The organism is Tabrizicola sp., assembly GCF_016792905.1.
GTDB lineage: Bacteria > Pseudomonadota > Alphaproteobacteria > Rhodobacterales > Rhodobacteraceae > Tabrizicola.
Map to the genome: position 1 here is coordinate 36,814 of NZ_JAEULP010000020.1, position 19,942 is coordinate 56,755.

Here is a 19,942-nt window from a genome sequence, read left to right on the forward strand (position 1 = left end):
CTCAATCCTCGAACAGCTCGCTTTGCCCGACCTGGGCCTCGTCCTCCTCGTCCCCCGTCGCAGCCTGCCCCGGCAGCGGCCGCGAGTCCAGCAATCCAGCCGCCCGCAACTCCTTCAGCCCCGGCAGGTCGCGCGCGGATTCCAGCCCGAAATGATCCAGGAAGGTCTCCGTCACCACGAATGTCACCGGCCGCCCAGGCGTCATCCGCCGCCGCCCCAGCCTTATCCACTCCAGTTCCATCAACTGGTCCACCGTCCCCCGGCTGACCGCAACCCCCCGGATTTCCTCGATCTCCGCCCGCGTCACCGGCTGGTGATAGGCCACGATAGCCAGCGTCTCGATGGCCGCGCGCGAAAGCTTCCGGGTCTCCACCGTCTCGCGCCGCATCAGGAAGCCCAGGTCGGCGGCGGTGCGGAAGGCATAGGCATCGCCCACCTTCACCAGAGTGACCCCCCGCCCCTCATAGCGCCGCCTCAGATGCACCAGCGCCTCCGCCGGATCCGCGCCATGCGGCATCCGCGCCTCCAGCTCCGCCAGCGTCACCGGCTCGGCGGAAGCGAACAGGATCGCCTCCACCATCCGCTCCTGCTCGCCCATCGGCGGGGCGTCGAACAGGCTGTCTTCCTCGTCCTGGGGCATCATCCGTCCTTCCGGCGCAATTCGATGGGCGCGAAGGTCTCGCCCTGCCGCAGCACCACCTGCCCGCGCTTCGCCATTTCCAGCACGGCGGCAAAGTGCGAAGCCAGCGACGACCGCCGCGCCATCGGAGTCGCGTCCCAGCCCTCCGGCAGGAAGCTCACCAGCGTCGCCCAGTCGCCGACATAGCCGATCAGCCCCCGCATGCGCTCCAGCGCCTGCTCCATCGTGTAGACGTTCTCGCGGTCCAGCACAAAGGGCCGGAACTCGTCCTTGGTCCGGATCTGCGCATAGGCGCGCATCAGGTCCAGAAGCGTCGCCGTCCAGCTGACCTTGCGGTGATGCGTCAGGTCCTCCGGCACCCCGCGGGCAAAGAAATCCCGCCCCAGCTGGTCGCGTCCCATCAGCCGGGCGGCGGCGTCGCGCATCGCCTGCAACCGCTCCAACTGGAACGCCAGATGTGCGGCAAGGTCTTCCGCCGACGGCCCATCCTCCCCCGGCTCCGGCGGCAGCAGCAGCCGGGACTTCAGGAAGGCGAGCCAGGCCGCCATCACCAGGTAATCCGCCGCCAGTTCAATCCGCAGCGTCCGCGCCCGTTCGACAAAGCCCAGGTATTGCTCGGCCAGCTTCAGGACGGAAATCTTCCGCAGGTCCACCTTCTGCGTCCGGCTCAGGGTCAGCAGCAGGTCCAGCGGCCCCTCGAACCCGTCGACATCGACGATCAACGCCTCGGCGGCGAGACGGTCCTCGGGCGAGATGCGCTCGGGCTGGTCCCAGGCGTCTTCCTCAGCCATGCGCGAGCTCTGCCAGCACCTGTGCGACGTCCACCGCGCCGACGCGCCGTGCCGCGACCGCCGCCTCGGCCCGGGCCAGCGCCGCCGGTCCCATCCTTCCCGCCGCAGCCGCAACCTCGACCATCTCGCCCATGTCGCCCTTGCAATGCAGCGCGATATCCACCCCAGCCGCAATGGTTCGCGCCGCGCGCTCGCCCAGCGTCCCCGCCAGGGCCTGCATGTTCAGGTCGTCGGACATCAGCAGTCCCTTGAACCCGATCTCCTCGCGGATCACCCGGATCATCTCCGGTGACTGCGTGGCGGGGCGCTCCGCATCCAGCGCCGCAAAGACCAGATGCGCGGTCATCGCCATCGGCAAGTCATTCAGCACCCGGAACGGCGCGAAATCCACCGCCGTCAATTCCTCGTGCGAGACATCCACCGTCGGCAGGTCGTGGTGGGTGTCGACATGGGAAAGCCCATGCCCCGGCATGTGCTTCATCACCGGAAGAACGCCCCCGGCCATCAGCCCGTCGGCCACCGCCCGCCCGATCCGCGCCACCGTCACCGGGTCGCGGCCATAGCAGCGGTTCATCAGGAACGGATGCGTTTCCGGGCGCACCACGTCCAGCGTCGGGATACAGTCGGCGTCGATCCCCACATCGCGAAGCTCCGCCGCCATCACCGAGGCGCGCAACCGCATGATCCGCTCCGCCGCCTCGACCGACCCCGCTCCATCCACCGTATCAAGCGGCGGCGTCCATTCCCGCCAATGCGGCGCGCGCAGCCGCTGCACCCGGCCACCTTCCTGATCGACCAGCACCGGCGCATCCCGCCCCACCGCCTCGCGCAGATCGGCGGTCAGGCGGCGCACCTGCGCCGGGTCCTCGATGTTGCGGGCAAAGACGATGAAGCCGAATGGGTCCGCGTCGCGATAAAACGCCCGCTCCTCCGGCAGCAGCTTCGGCCCGGCGCAGCCGAAGATCGTCGCACCGGACCCCACGCTCATTTCTGCGGCACCGGAATGCAGACGGCGTTTTCGTTGACGAACGCCGAGCAGAACCGCCTCGCGTCATCCTCGCCCTCGAAGCCATGCGCGCGCAGGCGATAGAAGGTACGCCCGCCGCTTTCCGCCGGTTGCACCACCATCGCCTTCTCCGCCATCAGCTCGCCAAAGCGACCCTGCAACCGCACCCATTCCGCCCGCGCTTCCTCCGCCGTGTCGAAGGTGCCGAACTGCACCAGCCTTGTGCCCGGCGCGATGGTCGAGGGATCCACCTCGTTGACCGCGGCCAAGGCCACAGCTTCCTCCGGCGCAGGTGCCGCAGCCGCCTGCCGCGCATCGGGCCGGGCCTTCGGCCGGAGAGAGACGGTGATCGCCCCCTCGGGGGCAGGCTCCGACATCTCTTCGGCCAGCGTCACATCATCGACCACGGCCGCATCGCCCGGAATTTCCCCCAGCGCCTCGGCTAGCGCGGCGTCAACCGCCACCTCGGTCGGGTTGGCGCTTTCGGTCGCCGGAGCCGCTGCAAGGGCAAGGTCCGGGTCCGCCGTCAGCGCCGTCGCCGGGGCGGAAGCCTCTGACAATCCCGGCATCGGCGTTCCGCCCAGACCCGCGGTATCCTCGGGCGCCAGTTCCACCGGGCGCGGAGCCAGCACCAGCTTTTCCGGCGGCGGGGCGGCGATGCCCACGGCGGCCACGGTGTTCACGGCAAGCCCCTGGTTGTCGGCGATCTCGCCCCCCGGATCGGCGGGGGAAATCCGCATCGGCCCGTCCAGCGCCTGAATGACCGGCACCCCGTTCACGTCGCGTACCGCCAGCTTGTAGCCCCAGACCCCCAGCCCCACGACCAGGGCGAGCGAGGTCAGTCCCCCGGCAAGGTTGATCCGGCGTTGCAGCTTTTCGGTCGTCACGGCCTCCCGCGCGCCCTGTCGCGGAGCCTGCCTCTCGGATGAGAAGCCGCCGCCGAAGTCATAGTCCGCGTCCGCCATCTGCTGCCCCTGCCTGCGGGGTGGTTGATCCGCCCCTCGCATTCACGCCTCATCCCGGGCCGGGGCGCCTGTGGTCAGCGCATTTCCTCGACCGGAGTCACGCCAAGGATACCAAGGCCTGCGCAAATAACAACGCCCACGGCCCGGGCAAGGGCGATTTTCGCCAGAGATTTTGCGGTATCCCCCTGGAGGAACCGCAAGCTGTCGTCATCATTGCCCTTGTTCCAGAGACCGTGGAAGTCCGACGCGAGTTCGTACAGGTAGAAGGCCACCCGGTGCGGCTCATGCCCTTTGGCGGCAATTTCGACCAGCCGCGGCCACTCACCCAGCTTGCGGATCACTCCCAGTTCCGCCTCATGCCCCAGATGCGCCAGATGCGCCGCCGAAAGCGAGGCATCGCTCACATCCAGCCCCGCGTCGCGCGCCTTCCGCAGGATACTGTTCACCCGGGCGTTGGCATATTGCACATAGAACACCGGGTTGTCCTTCGACTGCTCCGTGACCTTGTCGAAGTCGAAGTCCAGCGCCACGTCGTTCTTGCGGGTCAGCATGACGAAGCGGACGACATCCGGCCCCACCTCGTCGATCAGGTCGCGCAGCGTGACGAAGGTCCCCGCCCGCTTCGACATCTTGACGATCTGCCCGCCCTTCAGCAGCTTGACCAGCTGGATCAGCTTGATGTCGAGGCTGACCTTGTTCTCGGACAGCGCGCTGACAACCGCCTTCAGCCGCTTCACATAGCCCGAATGGTCCGCTCCGAAGATGTTGATCAGCTCGTCGAACCCGCGCGTGACCTTGTTCCAGTGATACGCGATGTCCGGCGCGAAATAGGTCCAGCTGCCATCCGACTTCTGCACCGGCCGGTCCTGGTCATCCCCGAAGGCGGTCGAGCGGAACAGCGTCTGCTCCCGAGCCTCCCAATCCTCCGGCGCCTTGCCCTTCGGCGGCTCCAGCACGCCCTGATAGATCAGCCCAAGACCCTTGAGCCGCTCAATCGCGGATTCGATCTGGCCCGTCCCGTACAACGCCTTTTCAGAGGAGTAGACATCCATCTCGACCCCAAGCGCCGCCAGGTCATGCCGGATCATCGCCATCATCATGTCCGTGGCAAAGACCCGCACCTCCGCCAGCCATTCGCTTTCCGTCGCATCCAGCAGCCGGTCGCCGTGCATCGCCTTCAACGCCTCGCCGACCGGGATCAGGTAATCCCCAGGATACAGCCCCTCGGCAATCTCCGGCGACAGCCCGTTCGCCTCGCGGTAGCGCTCATAGGCCGACCGCGCCAGCACATCGACCTGCCCGCCCCCGTCGTTGACGTAATACTCCCGCGTGACCGCATAGCCCGCAAAGTCCAGCAGCGAGGCCAGCGCGTCCCCCACCACCGCGCCCCGGGCATGGGCGACGTGCATCGGCCCCGTCGGGTTGGCGCTGACAAACTCGACGTTCACCTTGCGCCCCGCGCCCAGCGAGGACCGCCCATACCGCGCCCCTTCGACCAGCACCTCGCGCACCAGCCCCTGCCAGGCAACCGGCTGAAGCCGCAGGTTCAAAAACCCCGGCCCCGCCACATCAGCCCCGGCCACGCGCGGGTCCTCCATCAGCCGCGCCGCCAGCGCATCGGCAATCGCCCGGGGCTGCATCCCCGCCGGTTTCGCCAGCACCATCGCCGCGTTCGTCGCCATCTCGCCATGCCCCGCATCGCGCGGCGGCTCCACCGCGACGGCGGCAAGGTCCAGCCCCGGGGGCAACACCCCCGACGCCATCAGCGCCTCCAGCTCGGCCACCACAAGCTCACGGATATCGGCGAACAGGTTCATTTGATCACATCCTCTGATGCCCAAGGCCATGCCAGAGGCCCGATCAGAGGTCAAGGATCGGCAGGTCCTCACCCCTGCCGCCAGTCCTCCAGCGCTGCATTCTCCTCCGAAGCCGCCCCCGAAGCCGGAAACGGCGATACGACCCCGCGCGAGCGGAAATAATGCGTCTCCCGCGCCCCGAAGTAGAAGGCGACAATTGCCCCCAGAAGCCACCACAAGGGCTCCGGCACCGCGTTCAGCCCCACCATCCGCGTCGCGAACGCCTCCGGGTCCACCATCGCGTAGGTGAAGAGCCCCAGCGTCCCGAACGCGAGGAACGGCCGCGGCAAACGGTTCAGCCCGTTCACCAGCCGGTCGAACCACGACAGCGCCGGGTGCTGGTACTCCTCCCCCAGCTGCCGCAGCGCCGCCATCTGCGCTTCCGCCGACAGCTCCATCTTCTTCGTCGCCGAGGGCAGGAACACCTCCGCCACCCCCGCCGCCGCTTCCCCGAGCGCGCCCACCGCCGCCGGCGACCCGATCAGCTTGCCGATCATCCCCATGCCGCCACCCGTGCTGCATGTTGCGCCGCAGTCAGATGATACTTCGGCGCGATGAACTCCTCTGCCCGCCTGATCCAGCCCCCCTTGCCGCCGTCCTTCGCCCGCGCATACTTCCGGCTGGCCGGCCGCCGGTCCGCCAAAGCGTAATAGTAGTTCCGCCGCGCGATCCCGTAGGCATCGACCAGATGCGACGGCGCCGCCTCGAACGCCGCTTGCGCCGCGCGAATGGTCTGCGGCCCGATCTCGCCATCCGGCTCGCAGGGAAAGCCCATGTCGGTCAAGAGCCGCTGCAGTATCTTCACCGCATTGCCCCCGGCATTCACATACATGTCGAAGACCGACGCCTGCACCGCCTCGGGCAGCGCCCCGATCCCCGGCGCCTCGAAGTAGTGCTTCAGATAGATGTCGACCGCCTGCGCCCGGGTCAGCGCCTTCACATCGGCGACATCAATCCGCGTGTCGCGGTTCACGTCGATCCCCAGCCGCCGCAGCGTCGCGATCGTCACCCCGTGATTGGTCGCCCCCCCGGGATCATCCGGGTCATTCACAAAGCCACCCTCGCGGGCGACGATCTCTTCGGCAATGTCCCGGACATTCGGCATGAGGCCCCCCCTTCACAGGGGCACAAACCTCGCAAGACGGCGTTAACGCCGCCCTGCCACAGCGCGCGCTCAGCTTCCGGGCTTGGCGTTCGGGTCGACGTAGACGCCCTGTTCCTTCAGCGCGTCGACCACTTCCTTGGGCATGTAGGTCTCGTCATGCTTGGCCAGCACTTCGGTCGCGACGAACGTGTCGCCCTGCATCTGCCCCAGCGCGATCATCCCCTGACCCTCGCCGAACAGGTCCGGCAACACCCCGGTATAGCGCACCGGCACCGTGGCATTGGTATCCGTGACGGCAAACCCCACCTCGGTGCCCTGCCCCCGCTTGATCGAGCCCTCGACCACCAGCCCGCCGATCCGGAAGGTCTCGCCCGCGCGCGGCGGGTCGGTCATCACCTGGGACGGAGAGCGGAAATAGTTGATCCCGTCGCGCATGGCATAGCCGACCAACCCCGTGGCGCCCAGCAAAGCCACCGCCGCCAGCGCGATCACCTGGATGCGCCGCTGCTTCTTCAGCCCTTTCAGACCGCGGAATTCCTGCTTGCCACTCATCGCTTGCATCCCTTGCCGACGCCCGGCCTATGTCACGTCCAAGTTGGGCCCGCCTTGACCAGAATCAAGCGCAAGACCCGTAGGCCGGGCTTCAGACCGGCACCCCTTACGGAAAGACCGGCGCCAGCATCAGCCCTTCGGTCTCCGGCAGCCCCAGCATTAGGTTGGCGTTCTGGATCGCCTGACCGCTCGATCCCTTGGTCAGGTTGTCCAGCACAGCCACCACCACCGCGCGCCCCTGAATGCGGTCACCGATCACGCCCAGATGGCAGAAGTTGCTTCCCGCGATGTCGCGCGTCGACGGCAGCGCGCCGAAAGGCAACACCTGCAGGAACGGCTCGCTTTCATAAGCCTTCTCAAGCACCTGGTGGACGATCTTCGCGTCGCCCTTCACATAGACGGTCGCAAGGATGCCCCGGTTCATCGGCAGCAGATGCGGCGTGAACTGCACCCGGATCGGCCGCCCGGCGACCTTCGAGAATTCCTGGTCGAATTCGCCCAGATGCCGGTGCTTGCCGCCCGCCGAATAGGTGTGAGTCCCCCCGGACAATTCCGCGTGCAAGAGGTTCTCCTTCAACGACCGCCCCGCCCCCGAAACCCCGGCCTTCAGGTCGATCAGGATGTCATCGAGGTCGATGCACCCCGCCGCGATCAAGGGCCGCAGCGCGAACTGCCCGGTCGCCGCGTTGCACCCCGTGCCCGCCACCAGCCGCGCCGCCCTGATTTCCTCGCGATAGAATTCGGTCAGCCCGTAGACCGCCTCCTTCTGCAACTCGCGCGCGCCATGCGGCTGGCCATACCATTTCTCGTATTCCGCCGGATCGCGCAGCCGGAAGTCCGCCGACAGGTCAACGATCTTCAGATTGCGCGGCAGCTTCGCCACAACCTCCTGCGTCGTCGCATGAGGAAGTGCGCAGAAGCACAGGTCAACATTGGCAAAATCGATCTCGTCGATCTTCGTGAGCCGGGGCAGGTCCAGATGCCGCAGGAACGGAAACACCTCCGCCATCGCCATGCCCGCCTTGCGGTCCGCCGACAGCGCCACGATGCGCATCGAGGGATGCGTCGCGATCAGGCGGACAAGCTCCGCCCCCGTATAGCCCGAGGCCCCGAGGATGGCGATGCGATGGGTCATGGCGGACACTCCCAAGAAACGAAACGCGCCCTCTTTGCGCCCGTCACGCCCCCAATGCAAGACCATCCGGCCCGCCCCGCACAAATCCCGCCCAAGCCTTTCATCCTTGCCGAAAATATCCCCGCCGGAGGCTCCTGCACTCCCAACCCTCCCCACCTTTCATACTGGTGCAAATATCCCCGCCGGAGGCTCCGACGCCCGCCCCATGCTCCGCGCGGCGAAAACCAGAGCCATCCCGAGGAGGAGGCGAAGCCCGACGACGAGACAAGGAGTCTTCGCGCGTCAGCGCTCAATATGACGACCGCCCCATCCAGCGACACTGACCCCCGCTCGGTGCAGCGCTGCCAGAGGCACCTCCCCTCCATGGGGAGGTGCCGGGGGTGGAGGGAAGCGCCAAAACCCTAACAAGTCCTGAACGTCCGCAACCAAGCTATTGAAATCATTCACTCGAAATTTCTGTCCACCGTGGACAGGTCACGGCACCGGCGTCCACATCACGTCGTCGATCCGCGGCGCCCCGGCCGCCAGCATCACCACCCGGTCGAACCCCATCGCGATCCCCGCCGCCGGCGGCATCCCGGCCAGCGCCGCCAGGAAATCCTCGTCCAAGGGGTAACTCTCCCCATAGACCCGCGCCTTCTCCGCCATCTCCGCCTGAAACCGCCGCCGCTGCTCCTCCGGGTCGGTCAGCTCCCCGAACCCGTTCGCCAGCTCCACCCCGCAGGCATAGACCTCGAACCGCTCCGCCACCCGCGCATCCCCCGGCACCTTCCGCGCCAGCGCCGCCTCGGCCGAGGGGTAGCGATCCAGGATAGTCACCCGACCCTGCCCCAGCTCCGGCTCCACCTTCTCCGACAGCACCCGGCTCAGCATGTCCGACCAGGTATCGTCCGCCGCCCGCCGCACGCCGATCCGGTCCAGCTCCGCCCTGAGCCTCCCCGCATCCGTCGCCCCATCCGCCCCGATCGAGGCCATCAGGTCCACCCCCGCATGGACGTGAAAAGCCTCCCCCACCGACAGCCGCTCGGGCTCCAGAAACGGGTCGCAGGTCCGGTCGCGGAAGCGAAGCACCGAGGCTCCCGCCTCTTTCGCCGCAAGCCGCAGGAAGGCAAGCGTGTCGGCCATCAGCACCTCATAGCCCTCGCCCACCCGATACCATTCCAGCATCGTGAACTCCGGCGAATGCAGCGCGCCCCGCTCCCGGTTCCGCCAGACATGGGAAAAGGCATGGATGCGTCGCTCGCCGGCGGCCAGCAGCTTCTTCATCGCGAACTCGGGCGAGGTATGCAGGTACATCTCCCGCGGCATCCCATCGTTGCCGATCGCCTCGGTCCGGAACCCGTGCAGGTGGGCCTCGTTGCCGGGCGAGATCGCCAGCGCCGCCGGGTCGACCTCGGTGAACCCCTCCCCCGCCAGCCAGCCCCGGATCGCCGCCTGGATCCGGTTGCGGGTCAGGAGAAGCGGGCGGCGGTCGGCGTGGCGGGAGGGTGTCCACCAGGGCGAGGAGGGATTCATCTGGAAATTCCGGTCGGGATGGGTTAGGGCGCGCGGGCAAAGGCCGGTCCAGGGGGACCCGCCCCCGATACAACAAGGACCAGACCTTTGAAAGTCATCGCCTCCTCGCTGCGCAAGGGCAACGTCGTCGAAATGGACGGCAGGCTCTACGTCGTCCTGACCGCCTCGAACTTCCACCCCGGCAAGGGCACCCCCACCACCAGCGTCGACATGCGCCGGATTTCGGACGGGGTGAAGGTCAGCGAGCGCTGGCGGACGACCGAGATGGTCGAGAAGGCCACGGTGGACGAACGGGAATATGACTACCTCTACGAGGACGGCGAGGGGTTCCATTTCATGGAGCCGACCACCTACGAACAGGTCGTCGTCACCGAGGATATCATGGGGGCGAACAAGCCCTACCTGCAGGAAGGCATGCGCTGCTATGTGAAGACCTTCGACGGGGTTCCGATCGCGCTGGAGGTTCCCCAGAAGATCACCGTCGAGATCACCGAGACCGAGCCGGTGGTGAAGGGGCAGACGGCCTCGTCGTCCTACAAGCCGGCGATGACCGACAACGGGCTTCGGATCATGGTTCCCCCCCATATCGGGCCGGGCACGCGGATCGTGATCAACACCGACGACGACAGCTACGTCGAGCGGGCGAAGGACTGACTGTCCACGGTGGACAGATTTTCGGAGCCAAGGAAATCAAGGCCTTGGCTGCGGACATTCATGAATTCTTAGGGATTGAGAGGCGCGCCCAAGGGCGTACCTTTTTGCTTTCCGGCGGCGGTTTCCGGGCTATTCTGCCGACCGAGACGAGAGAGCCGGAATGCCAGCCGAGAACCATGACGCCTACAAGCCCGCCGAAATCGCGGCGCTGATCGAGACCGCGGGGGTGGCGAAGGCCGCCCTGCCTCTGCACCGGATGGCTATGCTTGCCATGCTGGCGGGGGCTTTTATCGGGTTCGGCGCTGCGCTGTGGTGCGTTGCGATGGCAGGCGCCGATCCGGGCTTTGGCCCGCATCGCGTTCTGGGCGGCGCGGTCTTTTCGCTCGGGCTGATCCTGGTGGTCGTGGGCGGAGCCGAGCTTTTCACCGGCAATGCGCTGATGGTGATGGCAGCGGTAGACCGGCGGATCGCGCTGGGGGCGCTTCTTCGGAACTGGGGGATCGTCTATCTCGGCAACCTCGTTGGCGCGGTCGGGCTGGCGGTGGCCTTCGGCCTGGCCGGACTTCTGGACGGACCGATGGGAGCGGTCGCGGCGAAGGCTGCGGCCACCAAGGCTTCACTTCCCTCGCTCGAAGCCTTCGTTCGGGGCGCGCTGTGCAATGCGCTCGTCTGTCTCGCCGTGTGGCTGAGTTTCGCGGCCCGGTCGGCGACGGACAAGATTCTGGGTGTGCTCTGGCCGGTCACGGCATTCGTGGCCCTGGGGCTGGAGCATTCGGTGGCGAACATGTTCCTGTTTCCGGCGGGACTTTGGGCGGGGTCCGAGGCCAGTTGGGCCGGAGTCGCGGCGAACCTGCTTTGGGTCACTCTGGGCAATGTCGTCGGCGGCGCGGGGGGCGTGGCACTGGCCTATCGCTTTGCTTACGGAGCAATGCGGGGGTAAGGGCGAGAGAGTCGGGGCAAGCCCCGACCTACATTTCCGGTGAGTCCAAGGCCCCGGTGATCATGGCGCAAGTTCCCCAGCCTCGATGCGGAAGGGCAGGATGTTGCCGGGGGGCGGCAGCGGGCAGATGGCGAAATCGGTGAAGGCACAGGGCGGCGAGATGGCGCGGTTGAAGTCGAGGGTGATTTCGGTTTCGGACGGGTCCTCGCCGAAAAGGAACCGGCAGGCCGGGTAGGTCTCGCCCGCCGTCGCGTCGCGGAAGACGAACATCGGCTTGCCGGATTTCATGTGCGTGGGCGTCAGGGTGATGGTCTTGCCCTGATGCTGGAACGTGGCGCGGTGGGTCACGGTGACGGGAGCAGTGGAGCCGTCTTTCATTGTGACTTCCGCAGATTGCGGGGCGAGGCTTTCCCATCTCGCCCGGATCACCCAGTCCGGGGCGCCCGGAAAGTAGCGCAGGTCGATGGTCGGCTGTTGGGTCAGGTCGCGGACGCGAAGGGCCGGGACGCCGTCGACCGTGTGGATTTCCAGGAGGAACGGATCGACGCGAAGTTGCGGAAAGGCATCGGGGACGGGATGAAACGGCTGCGGAGCCTCACCCGGTCGGGCGAAACTGGCGCCGGTTGCCGTGAGGTCGAGCGTGCCGAGGAGGTCGGGACCGGAGGGAAGCTGCACCTCCTGCGCGTTGCCGACGTCGTGGCGGCCGGGGGAAAGTTCAATCCGGGCGACGAGATTCAGCCAGCCATCGGGGGCGGTCAGCGCGGCCAGCCGGGCAGCACGGTGGTCGGTCAGGGACAGCATTCAGAGACCGGCAGCCTTCCTCAGCGCGTCGTTGATCCGGGATTGCCAGCCGGGGCCCTGTGCCTTGAAAAAGGCGATCACGGCAGGGTCGAGGCGGATGGTGGTGGAGACCTTTGTCAGCATCTCTTTGGGTCGACCGCGCTGAACCTTGGCCTTGGAGAACTGTTCGATCCAGTAGGGCGTGGAAAGGTCGGGCGCGTCGTCAATCGGATCGAAGGCGCCGTCGCCATAGGTGTCAGGATCGTAAGGGTGGACGATAGGCGTCTTGTTCACGTTCATTGGCCTTCCTCAGACTTATGATCCTGCGGCTGGTTCCCCGCATCGTCCAAATTACAATGACCATCCGACCTTTCAGATAGCCGACCGTCATGAAACGGTCCTCGCCATAGTCCAGCCGGGTATCGGCGACCGTGAGAACAGCGTCCGCAAAGACCTCGGCAGCATCCGCCATGTCCAAGCCACGGTTCGCGATGGTCGCAAGGCGTTTGGCGAGGTCGAACTCGATGTCTATTTAATGTTACTACAGAAAATTGTCAAGATGGAGGTGTGGGAGCGGTGCGCTGTAGCGCACTCTACGGGACGGGGGTCACGCCGCCTCGAAGCTGATCCTTCGCCGCAGGAATTGTGTTGCCTTGTTCGAGACATAGGCCGGATCGCCCGTGGTCAGGAACTTGGACTGCGTGCCGGTGCCCGCGAATTGCGGGCGGCGGACCAGGTAGTCTGCGAGGCTTTCGGCAACGAGGTTGGCCTGGGAATACACCTTGACCCCCTGCCCCAGGGCTTCGGCGAAGACCTTTTCCATCAGGGGGTAATGTGTGCAGCCGAGGATCGCCGCCTCGGGGTTCGGCATCCGGCGTTTCAGGGCCTCGACGTGGGAGCGGACCAGGGCTTCGGCCAGGATCTCGTCGCCCTGTTCGATGGCGTCGACAACGCCGCCGCAGGGTTGCGCCTCGACATCGACGCCGATCGCGCGGAAGGCCAGTTCGCGCTGGAAGGCGCGGGAGGCGACGGTGGCGGGGGTGGCGAAAAGAGCGACGTGTTTCACCGCCACTTCGCGCGGCGGGGTGTTGTCGCCCCAGTGGCGTTCGGTCAGGGCCTCGATCAGCGGCACGAAGACGCCGAGGACGCGTTTTTCCGGGGGTACCCAGGTTTCCTGCATCCGCTTCAGCGCGGCGGCAGAGGCGGTGTTGCAGGCCAGGATCACCAGATCGCAGCCCTCGGCCCAGAGCCGTTCTGTGGCGGCGCAGGTCAGGCGGAAGATGTCGTCGCTGTCGCGGACGCCGTAGGGGGCATGGGCATTGTCGCCGAAGTAGACGAAGGGCACGTCGGGCAGCCGCCGCGCGACGGCGTCCAGAACCGTGAGACCGCCCAGACCCGAATCGAAGATTCCGACCGCCATGTCCTGCCCTTTCGCCCGGCCGCGGGTCATCCTGCCCGCTTGTCGGTCACATCATAGGCAGGGCGGCCCGGTTTCGGAAGGGCTGCGACACTTGGAAGGGCTTTTTCGGCCTGTCACGGCATTTACATCAGAACAGGTTTTCACCAGAAGCATGGCTCGTGCTAATGTGCTTCGGGTTTGAAAGAGGGTGACGGGATGGACTGGGACAAGCTGAGGATCTTTCACGCGGTCGCGGAGAAGGGCAGCCTGACCCATGCCGGGGACGTCTTGCACCTGTCGCAGTCGGCGGTCAGCCGCCAAATCCGCGCGCTGGAAGAGAGCCTGTCGGTGACGCTGTTCCACCGCCATGCGCGGGGGCTGATCCTGACGGAGCAGGGGGAACTTCTGTTCGACGCGACGCAGCAGATGGTGCGGCGGCTGGATGCGACGGCGGCGCGGATCCGGGACAGCGAGGACGAGGTCTTCGGCGAGCTGCGCGTGACGACGACGATGGGGTTCGGGACGCTGTGGCTCGCACCCCGGCTGGCACGGCTGTACGAGAAGTACCCGGCGCTGAAGATCGACCTGATGCTGGAGGAGCGCGTCCTGGACCTGCCGATGCGCGAGGCGGACGTGGCGATCCGGATGAAGGAACCCAGCCAGGCGGACCTGATCCGCAAGCGGCTGATGAACATCCGGATGCAGCTTTTCGCGACGCCTGAGTACCTGGCGGCACATGGCACGCCGGAATCGATGGACGATTTCAGCAGCCACCGGCTGATCGCGCAACATGCGGGCACGCCGCAGGTGGCGGCGGGGGCGAGCCTGGTGGCGGAACTCATGACGCATGACATTCCGTCGACGCTGACGGTGAACAACTACTTCGGCGTGTTGCAAGCGGTCTTGAACCATCTGGGAATCGGGGTGCTGCCGGATTACCTGACCGACGATTTCCCCAATCTTGTCCGCGTCTTGCCCGATGTGCAAAGCGGCGAGGTGCCGGTGTTCCTGGCCTATCCCGAGGAACTGCGCCACTCCAAGCGCGTCGCGGCCTTCCGGGATTTCGTGACCGAGGAGATCATGGCCTTCCGGCGGCGGCAGACCGAGGATGCGGCGGCCTGAAATGCTGCTATGCAGCATTTGCATAACGGCAATGCCCAAACGTCGGGCATTCCAGACTTGTTTGCGCAAGCAGGCGGCATTAATTGAACCCTCGAAGCGGCGATGAGCGTGCTCTCGCCCCTTCGTACCTCCCTGTTGGACTTGGCCGAGCGGAAGCTCGGCCTTTTTTTTGGCCTCACGACAGATTCCGGTTGCGGCGCCGGGTCAGGAAGGCGGCATCGGCGGGCGAAGAGGCCAGCGCGATCGCCCGCTCGTAGGCAACCAAGGCGGCAGTTGTCTGGCCGCTGCGGGCCAGAAGCTCGGCCCGGGCGGCATGGAAGGGCTGGTAGCCGTCCAGCGCGTCGGACAGGGCGCCCAACCGTTCCAGGGCCTCTTGCAACGCGCCGGATTCGGCCAGAGCGACAGCATGGTTCAGGCGGACGACCGGCGTGGGCTCGTGGCAAAGGAGCCCGGCGTAAAGCGCGGTGATCTGGGGCCAGTCCGGCGCATGCTGCGAGTGCAGTGCCGCAATCGCCGCCTTGATCTGGAACGGGCCGGAGCGCCTGCGGGCGACGGCGCGATCCAGAAGCGCCTGCCCTTCGGCCAGCATGGGCCCGTCCCAGAGCGCGCGGTCCTGATCGGCCAGCGCCACGCTGGCTCCACCGAGCACGCGAGCGGCGCGGCGGGCGTGGGTGAGCAGGAGAAGCGCCAGCGCGCCTTCAACCTCGGCCGTGGCGGGCTGCAACTGGTTCAGGAGCCGTGCGAGAAAAATCGCCTCGTCACACAGATCGCGGTCGAGGGCGGGGCCCGCCGTGTAACCCGCATTGAAGATCAGATAGACCACGGTCAGGACGGAGTTGAGCCGTTCGGCAAGGTCCTCGGGTTCGGGCAGCTTGAACGGGATTGCAGCCGCAGCGATCTTGGCTTTGGCACGCGACAGGCGTTGGCCCATCGCGGGTTCGCTGTCGAGGAAGGCGCGGGCGATCTGCGAGGTGGTCAGACCGCCCAGCGTCCGCAGGGTCAGGGCGACGCGGGTCTTCGGCTCCAGCGCCGGGTGGCAGCAGGTGAAGATCAGGCGAAGCCGTTGGTCCGGGATCATCTCTGCTTCCTCCTCCACGGGGTCGGACGCGAGAATGGCAAGCGCTGCGGCCCCTGCCCCCTCCCGGTTCCGGCGGCGCAGGCGGTCGACGGCCTTGCGCCCGGCGACCTTCAGCAGCCATCCGAGCGGCCTGTCCGGCACGCCGCTCTGGTCCCAATGCCGGGCCGCCTCGGCAAGGGCGTCCTGCAAGGCATCCTCGGCCAGTTGAAAGTCGCCGAAGCGGGCGATGAGGGCGGCGAGACACCGCCCCCGGTCTTCGCGCATCACCTTGTCAAGCGCGGTGCTGGCTGGGGTGTCGCGGATCACCCGAAGACCACGATGGGGCGCACCTCGATGGTGCCGTATTTCGCGCCGGGGATTTGCGCCGCCCATTTCAGCGCCTCGTCCAGATCGGCGCAGTCGAGAAGATAGTAGCCGCCCAGATGTTCCTTGGTGTCGGCGAAGGGGCCGTCGATGGTTTCCACCTTGCCGTCCCGGACGCGGACCGAGGTTGCGGTCGTGACGGGTTGCAGCGCATCGCCCGCCTTCATCACCCCGGCCTCTTTCACCCGGCGGGTATAGGCGAAATAGTCGTCGTTCATCGCCTTGCCCATCGGCGGGGTCAGGGCGGGGTCGGTGTAGATCAGGGCCATGTATTGCATCGCGTGTCTCCTTTGCAGGCCGTTTCGGGTTGAGAGTATGCCAAGGACGCTCGCGGAGGGGCGATTTCGACATTGCGCGCGACGGGCCACGAAGATTCTCGCAAATATTTTGGGGTCGGGCGCGGTGCGGCGGTTTGCCCTTCCCTGCCCTTTCCCTTATGAGGCGGGCCAAGCCGCGAAAGCGCCTGCCCAAGGGGATGTCATGACCGAGCCCGCCATCACGCCGGAACTTGTCGCCGCGCATGGGATCAAGCCCGATGAATGGGTGCGGCTGTTGGGCATACTGGGGCGCCAGCCTTCGTTCACCGAACTCGGCATCTTCTCGGCGATGTGGAACGAACACTGTTCCTACAAGTCGTCGAAAATCCATCTGAAGAAGCTGCCGACCACGGGGCCGCAGGTGATCTGCGGGCCGGGCGAGAATGCCGGTGTCGTCGATATCGGCGACGGGCAGGCAGTCATCTTCAAGATGGAGAGCCACAACCACCCCTCCTACATCGAGCCGCATCAGGGGGCGGCGACGGGCGTCGGCGGTATCTTGCGCGACGTGTTCACGATGGGGGCGAGGCCGATTGCGGCGATGAATGCGCTGTCCTTCGGTTTGCCCGACCATCCGAAGACCGCGCATCTGGTCAAGGGCGTGGTCGAGGGCGTGGGCTCCTACGGCAATGCCTTCGGGGTGCCGACGGTGGGCGGCGAGGTGCGGTTCCACCGCAGCTACAACGGCAACTGCCTGGTGAACGCCTTTGCCGCCGGTTTGGCGGATGCCGACAGGATTTTCTACTCGGCGGCTTCTGGCGTGGGGATGCCGGTGGTTTACCTCGGCGCGAAGACGGGCCGGGATGGGGTTGGCGGGGCCACGATGGCCAGTGCCGAGTTCGACGATACCATCGAGGAGAAGCGCCCCACGGTGCAGGTCGGCGACCCCTTCACCGAGAAGCGCCTTCTGGAAGCCTGCCTGGAGCTGATGGCGTCTGGCGCGGTGATTTCCATCCAGGACATGGGCGCGGCGGGGCTGACCTGCTCGGCGGTCGAGATGGGCGACAAGGGCGGGCTTGGCATCCGGCTGCAACTGGATGACGTGCCGCAGCGCGAAACCCATATGACGGCCTATGAGATGATGCTGTCGGAAAGCCAGGAGCGGATGCTCATGGTGCTGAAGCCGGAGCTTGAGGCCGAGGCGCGGGCGATCTTCGTGAAGTGGGACCTCGACTTTGCCATCGTCGGCGAGACGATCCCGGAGGATCGCTTCCTGATCCTGCATGGCAACGAGGTGAAGGCGGATATTCCCTTGTCGAAGCTGTCGTCTTCGGCGCCGGAGTATGACCGGCCGCATGTGCCCTCCCCCGCCCCGGCGCCGCTGCCCGCCATTCCGACGATCACCCCGATCGCAGCGCTGAAGGCGCTGATCGGATCGCCCAGCTATGCCCACAAGGCTTGGGTCTACGAACAGTATGACAGCCAGGTCGGGGCCGATACGGTCGTTGCGCCGGGTGTTGGCGCGGGCGTGGTGCGGGTGCATGGGACGGGGAAGCTGCTGGCCTTCACCTCCAACGTCACGCCGCGCTATGTGAAGGCGAATCCGTTCGAGGGCGGCAAGCAGGCAGTCGCCGAAGCCTACCGGAACCTTGTGGCCGTTGGTGCGCGGCCCCTGGCGACGACCGACAACCTGAACTTCGGCAACCCGGAAAAGCCCGAGATCATGGGACAGTTCGTGGGGGCCCTGGAGGGGATCGGGGCGGCGGTGAAGGCCTTGGACATGCCGATCGTGTCGGGGAACGTCAGCCTTTACAACGAGACGGACGGCAAGGGCATCCTGCCGACGCCGACCATCGGGGCGGTCGGGATCATGAAGGGTGATGAGCTGATCGCGGGGCAGCCTGCCGACGGCGACATCGCGGTGGTGATCGGCGAGACGCGGGGGCATCTGGGGCAGTCGGCGCTTCTGGCAGAAGCCTTCGGGATCGAGGCGGGCGAGCCGCCGCCGGTGGACCTGACGCTGGAGGCGAATGCGGCGAAGGCGCTTCTGGCCAACCGCAAGCGGGTGCATGCGGCCCGGGACCTCGGCGACGGCGGGCTGGCGCTGGCGGCGTTCCGGATGGCCGAAGGTGCGGGCCTTGGCCTGGCGCTGAAGTCCGGGGACATCGGGCAGCTCTTCGGCGAGGATCAGGCGCGCTATCTGGTGGCGATCCGGGCGGATGACCTGGCGGCCTTCATGGCGGCGGCGGGCGGGGTCAAGGTGGCCCAGGTCGGCAAGTTCGGTGGCGAGAAGGTGACGTTCGGCATGGAGAGCGCGCCCCTGGCGGAGCTGTCGAAGTTCTACCGCACGGCCTTTGCGGCGGTGGTCGGGGTCTGATGCTGCGGCCAGCGACGGCGGCGGATTTTCCGTTCATCCATGGCCTGGCCAGCCGCCCGGACTATGCGGTCTACATCACCGACGAGGATGATGCGGCGCTGGCGGCCTATCTTGCCGATCCGGCCTCGCGGCTTCTGATCTGGGAGGTGGCGGGCAAGCAGGCCGGGTTCGCGCTGTTCTGCGAGATCGGCGATCCGGCGGGTCGGGTGGAGTTGCGGCGGCTGGCGCTCGACGCGGCGGGCAAGGGTCAGGGACAGGTGTTCCTTCGGGCGCTGGTCGACCACGGGTTCGGCCAGCTTGGCGCAGCGCGATTGTGGCTGGATGCCTCCTCGGAGAACCTGCGGGCGCAGGCGGTCTATGAACGCGCGGGCTTCACGCTGGAGGGGCGGCTGCGGCAGCACTGGTATCGCCCCTCGGTCGGGCGGGTGGTGGACCTGATGCTGTTCGGCATCCTGCGGGAAGAATGGGAATCCCTTGAACCGCTTGGCCCCCGGGCCTAGGTTTACCTCACAGAAGGAGACCTCCATGCCCATCGAAGCCCGCGACATCGAAACCCTGCTCCGGGAGGCCTTTCCGAAAGCGAAGATCAGCGTCCAGGGTGATGACGGCGCGCATTTCGCGGCGGAGGTGATCGACGAAAGCTTCCGCGGCCTGAACCGGGTGCAACAGCAGCGCGCGGTCTATGCGGCGCTGAAGGGCAGGATGGACGGCGCGCAGGGCGAATTGCACGCGCTGGCGCTGACGACCAAGGCGCCGGAGTGACGACGCCGGGCGCGGTTCTTCTGGGGATCGTGGTTTTGGTCCTGTGCGGAATTGCGGTGGAGTACCGCCTGAGGCGGGGAAAGACCCGACCGCTTGCCGACCGTTTCGCAAGGAGGCCGCAATCGTCGGACCTTGGCATGGAAGCGACAGATGTTGAGAAAGCAGCAGGGATGTTGCGGCACAACTCTGCGCTTGCGGCCAAGACAGGAGCTGGCGGAACGTCGACAAGCTGGATGGCTGCCGGCGCGACCCATCCGTCGCGACCACACGATGAAGAGCGGAACTAGCGGTTTTCCATACTGACGCCTGACGGAGGACACCATGGCGGAAGCCCAAACCAGACAGGAACGGATGGGGGCGACGGTCATGTCGCTCGCCTCGATCTTCATCGCGGGGATGGAATGGTTGCAGCGACCCGCGCCGGGGGACTTCGTCGAGCCGGAGCCGGACTGGTATGTCACCTTCAACCTCGTCCTGCATGGTGCAATTCTTGTTCTTCTGCTTTTCGCGCTGCTGCGCCTGCCGAAAATGACCGCCGACCGGCCCGGCCTGCGGCTTCCCTTCACCATGATGGTCCTTGTCGGGATCGCCGCGGCTGCCTATGTGGTGGGCGTTGACCTTGGGATGGTCTGAGGGCGCGGGGGA

23 protein-coding genes are annotated in these 19,942 nt (G+C 66.6%); 7 read left to right on the forward strand and 16 right to left on the reverse strand.

From position 1 onward, the window contains the following. Window position 1: 1 nt before the first annotated feature. From scpB to epmA, 10 genes are all read right to left on the reverse strand, one after another. Window positions 2-640 (reverse strand): SMC-Scp complex subunit ScpB, encoded by a 639-nt coding sequence (gene scpB / locus JNL31_RS03495; protein WP_294970031.1) that lies wholly within the window; start codon window positions 638-640, stop codon window positions 2-4. Next, complete coding sequence (locus JNL31_RS03500) at window positions 640-1,431, reverse strand: ScpA family protein (protein ID WP_294970034.1); 792 nt, start codon at window positions 1,429-1,431, stop codon at window positions 640-642. The genes scpB and JNL31_RS03500 overlap by 1 nt, the downstream gene beginning before the upstream one ends. After that, window positions 1,424-2,419, reverse strand: a complete 996-nt coding sequence (locus JNL31_RS03505) for a glycoside hydrolase family 3 protein (RefSeq protein ID WP_294970037.1) — start codon at window positions 2,417-2,419, stop codon at window positions 1,424-1,426. Before JNL31_RS03505 ends, JNL31_RS03500 begins: the two co-directional genes overlap by 8 nt. Then, a complete protein-coding gene (locus JNL31_RS03510) occupies window positions 2,416-3,402 on the reverse strand; it encodes an SPOR domain-containing protein (RefSeq protein ID WP_294970039.1) in 987 nt (328 codons plus the stop codon). The genes JNL31_RS03505 and JNL31_RS03510 overlap by 4 nt, the downstream gene beginning before the upstream one ends. Window positions 3,403-3,476: 74 nt before the next feature. After that, window positions 3,477-5,219, reverse strand: a complete 1,743-nt coding sequence (gene argS / locus JNL31_RS03515; protein WP_294970042.1) for an arginine--tRNA ligase — start codon at window positions 5,217-5,219, stop codon at window positions 3,477-3,479. A 68-nt stretch (window positions 5,220-5,287) separates the two neighbouring features. Further along, window positions 5,288-5,761, reverse strand: coding sequence for a holin family protein (locus tag JNL31_RS03520; RefSeq protein ID WP_294970045.1), 474 nt, complete (start codon window positions 5,759-5,761; stop codon window positions 5,288-5,290). Next, the gene (locus JNL31_RS03525) at window positions 5,752-6,363 is read right to left on the reverse strand and encodes a holin-associated N-acetylmuramidase (protein WP_294970047.1); all 612 of its coding nucleotides are present in this window, start codon (window positions 6,361-6,363) and stop codon (window positions 5,752-5,754) included. The genes JNL31_RS03520 and JNL31_RS03525 overlap by 10 nt, the downstream gene beginning before the upstream one ends. Window positions 6,364-6,432: 69 nt before the next feature. Next, window positions 6,433-6,888, reverse strand: coding sequence for a cytochrome c maturation protein CcmE (ccmE, locus tag JNL31_RS03530; RefSeq protein WP_294970300.1), 456 nt, complete (start codon window positions 6,886-6,888; stop codon window positions 6,433-6,435). A 133-nt stretch (window positions 6,889-7,021) separates the two neighbouring features. Further along, the gene (gene argC, locus JNL31_RS03535) at window positions 7,022-8,050 is read right to left on the reverse strand and encodes an N-acetyl-gamma-glutamyl-phosphate reductase (protein WP_294970050.1); all 1,029 of its coding nucleotides are present in this window, start codon (window positions 8,048-8,050) and stop codon (window positions 7,022-7,024) included. A 474-nt stretch (window positions 8,051-8,524) separates the two neighbouring features. Next, window positions 8,525-9,565, reverse strand: a complete 1,041-nt coding sequence (epmA, locus tag JNL31_RS03540) for an EF-P lysine aminoacylase EpmA (protein WP_294970053.1) — start codon at window positions 9,563-9,565, stop codon at window positions 8,525-8,527. Window positions 9,566-9,652: 87 nt separating this feature from the next. Between epmA and efp the strand changes: the two genes are divergently transcribed. After that, complete coding sequence (gene efp, locus JNL31_RS03545) at window positions 9,653-10,219, forward strand: elongation factor P (RefSeq protein ID WP_294970056.1); 567 nt, start codon at window positions 9,653-9,655, stop codon at window positions 10,217-10,219. A 160-nt stretch (window positions 10,220-10,379) separates the two neighbouring features. After that, window positions 10,380-11,159 carry a formate/nitrite transporter family protein gene (locus tag JNL31_RS03550; RefSeq protein ID WP_294970059.1) on the forward strand — a complete coding sequence of 260 codons (780 nt, stop codon included), beginning with the start codon at window positions 10,380-10,382 and terminating at the stop codon, window positions 11,157-11,159. A gap of 60 nt (window positions 11,160-11,219) precedes the next feature. On the opposite strand, the gene JNL31_RS03555 is transcribed toward JNL31_RS03550, so the two are convergent. The 4 genes from JNL31_RS03555 to murI all read right to left on the reverse strand — a co-directional run bounded on the left by JNL31_RS03555 (window position 11,220) and on the right by murI (window position 13,359). Continuing rightward, on the reverse strand, window positions 11,220-11,960 hold the full coding sequence (locus JNL31_RS03555) for a DUF1684 domain-containing protein (protein ID WP_294970062.1): 741 nt from the start codon (window positions 11,958-11,960) through the stop codon (window positions 11,220-11,222). After that, window positions 11,961-12,239, reverse strand: a complete 279-nt coding sequence (locus tag JNL31_RS03560) for a BrnA antitoxin family protein (RefSeq protein WP_294970065.1) — start codon at window positions 12,237-12,239, stop codon at window positions 11,961-11,963. It lies immediately after the preceding gene. Next, window positions 12,196-12,411 (reverse strand): BrnT family toxin, encoded by a 216-nt coding sequence (locus tag JNL31_RS03565; RefSeq protein WP_294970068.1) that lies wholly within the window; start codon window positions 12,409-12,411, stop codon window positions 12,196-12,198. Before JNL31_RS03565 ends, JNL31_RS03560 begins: the two co-directional genes overlap by 44 nt. A gap of 135 nt (window positions 12,412-12,546) precedes the next feature. After that, on the reverse strand, window positions 12,547-13,359 hold the full coding sequence (murI, locus tag JNL31_RS03570) for a glutamate racemase (RefSeq protein WP_294970071.1): 813 nt from the start codon (window positions 13,357-13,359) through the stop codon (window positions 12,547-12,549). A 195-nt stretch (window positions 13,360-13,554) separates the two neighbouring features. On the opposite strand from murI, the gene JNL31_RS03575 reads away from it, so the two are divergent. Further along, complete coding sequence (locus JNL31_RS03575) at window positions 13,555-14,460, forward strand: LysR family transcriptional regulator (protein WP_294970074.1); 906 nt, start codon at window positions 13,555-13,557, stop codon at window positions 14,458-14,460. A gap of 175 nt (window positions 14,461-14,635) precedes the next feature. Here the strand turns inward: JNL31_RS03575 and JNL31_RS03580 are convergent, their stop codons facing one another. Next, on the reverse strand, window positions 14,636-15,844 hold the full coding sequence (locus tag JNL31_RS03580; protein ID WP_294970076.1) for a DUF6596 domain-containing protein: 1,209 nt from the start codon (window positions 15,842-15,844) through the stop codon (window positions 14,636-14,638). After that, complete coding sequence (locus JNL31_RS03585) at window positions 15,841-16,179, reverse strand: YciI family protein (protein WP_294970078.1); 339 nt, start codon at window positions 16,177-16,179, stop codon at window positions 15,841-15,843. Before JNL31_RS03585 ends, JNL31_RS03580 begins: the two co-directional genes overlap by 4 nt. Window positions 16,180-16,381: 202 nt before the next feature. Between JNL31_RS03585 and purL the strand changes: the two genes are divergently transcribed. The 4 genes from purL (at window position 16,382) to JNL31_RS03605 (ending at window position 19,930) form a co-directional block, all read left to right on the forward strand. Then, entirely contained in the window at window positions 16,382-18,535 is a 2,154-nt protein-coding gene (gene purL, locus JNL31_RS03590; protein WP_294970081.1) for a phosphoribosylformylglycinamidine synthase subunit PurL, read from the forward strand. Continuing rightward, on the forward strand, window positions 18,535-19,035 hold the full coding sequence (locus JNL31_RS03595; protein WP_294970082.1) for a GNAT family protein: 501 nt from the start codon (window positions 18,535-18,537) through the stop codon (window positions 19,033-19,035). Before purL ends, JNL31_RS03595 begins: the two co-directional genes overlap by 1 nt. A gap of 25 nt (window positions 19,036-19,060) precedes the next feature. Next, window positions 19,061-19,297 carry a BolA/IbaG family iron-sulfur metabolism protein gene (locus JNL31_RS03600; RefSeq protein ID WP_294970085.1) on the forward strand — a complete coding sequence of 79 codons (237 nt, stop codon included), beginning with the start codon at window positions 19,061-19,063 and terminating at the stop codon, window positions 19,295-19,297. 321 nt (window positions 19,298-19,618) lie between these two features. After that, complete coding sequence (locus JNL31_RS03605; protein WP_294970088.1) at window positions 19,619-19,930, forward strand: hypothetical protein; 312 nt, start codon at window positions 19,619-19,621, stop codon at window positions 19,928-19,930. Window positions 19,931-19,942 lie beyond the last annotated feature (12 nt).

Excerpts from the sequence above, each read along its gene's own strand:
- JNL31_RS03585 (WP_294970078.1), bottom strand. The coding sequence starts at position 16,179 with ATGCAATACATGGCCCTGATCTACACCGACCCCGCCCTGACCCCGCCG.
- JNL31_RS03500 (WP_294970034.1), bottom strand. The coding sequence starts at position 1,431 with ATGGCTGAGGAAGACGCCTGGGACCAGCCCGAGCGCATCTCGCCCGAG.
- epmA (WP_294970053.1), bottom strand. The coding sequence starts at position 9,565 with ATGAATCCCTCCTCGCCCTGGTGGACACCCTCCCGCCACGCCGACCGC.
- JNL31_RS03605 (WP_294970088.1), top strand. The coding sequence starts at position 19,619 with ATGGCGGAAGCCCAAACCAGACAGGAACGGATGGGGGCGACGGTCATG.
- JNL31_RS03550 (WP_294970059.1), top strand. The coding sequence starts at position 10,380 with ATGCCAGCCGAGAACCATGACGCCTACAAGCCCGCCGAAATCGCGGCG.
- argS (WP_294970042.1), bottom strand. The coding sequence starts at position 5,219 with ATGAACCTGTTCGCCGATATCCGTGAGCTTGTGGTGGCCGAGCTGGAG.
- murI (WP_294970071.1), bottom strand. The coding sequence starts at position 13,359 with ATGGCGGTCGGAATCTTCGATTCGGGTCTGGGCGGTCTCACGGTTCTG.
- argC (WP_294970050.1), bottom strand. The coding sequence starts at position 8,050 with ATGACCCATCGCATCGCCATCCTCGGGGCCTCGGGCTATACGGGGGCG.
- JNL31_RS03575 (WP_294970074.1), top strand. The coding sequence starts at position 13,555 with ATGGACTGGGACAAGCTGAGGATCTTTCACGCGGTCGCGGAGAAGGGC.
- JNL31_RS03595 (WP_294970082.1), top strand. The coding sequence starts at position 18,535 with ATGCTGCGGCCAGCGACGGCGGCGGATTTTCCGTTCATCCATGGCCTG.
- JNL31_RS03510 (WP_294970039.1), bottom strand. The coding sequence starts at position 3,402 with ATGGCGGACGCGGACTATGACTTCGGCGGCGGCTTCTCATCCGAGAGG.
- JNL31_RS03600 (WP_294970085.1), top strand. The coding sequence starts at position 19,061 with ATGCCCATCGAAGCCCGCGACATCGAAACCCTGCTCCGGGAGGCCTTT.
- JNL31_RS03565 (WP_294970068.1), bottom strand. The coding sequence starts at position 12,411 with ATGGCGGATGCTGCCGAGGTCTTTGCGGACGCTGTTCTCACGGTCGCC.
- JNL31_RS03555 (WP_294970062.1), bottom strand. The coding sequence starts at position 11,960 with ATGCTGTCCCTGACCGACCACCGTGCTGCCCGGCTGGCCGCGCTGACC.
- JNL31_RS03505 (WP_294970037.1), bottom strand. The coding sequence starts at position 2,419 with ATGAGCGTGGGGTCCGGTGCGACGATCTTCGGCTGCGCCGGGCCGAAG.
- JNL31_RS03560 (WP_294970065.1), bottom strand. The coding sequence starts at position 12,239 with ATGAACGTGAACAAGACGCCTATCGTCCACCCTTACGATCCTGACACC.
- JNL31_RS03520 (WP_294970045.1), bottom strand. The coding sequence starts at position 5,761 with ATGGGGATGATCGGCAAGCTGATCGGGTCGCCGGCGGCGGTGGGCGCG.
- scpB (WP_294970031.1), bottom strand. The coding sequence starts at position 640 with ATGCCCCAGGACGAGGAAGACAGCCTGTTCGACGCCCCGCCGATGGGC.
- JNL31_RS03525 (WP_294970047.1), bottom strand. The coding sequence starts at position 6,363 with ATGCCGAATGTCCGGGACATTGCCGAAGAGATCGTCGCCCGCGAGGGT.
- purL (WP_294970081.1), top strand. The coding sequence starts at position 16,382 with ATGACCGAGCCCGCCATCACGCCGGAACTTGTCGCCGCGCATGGGATC.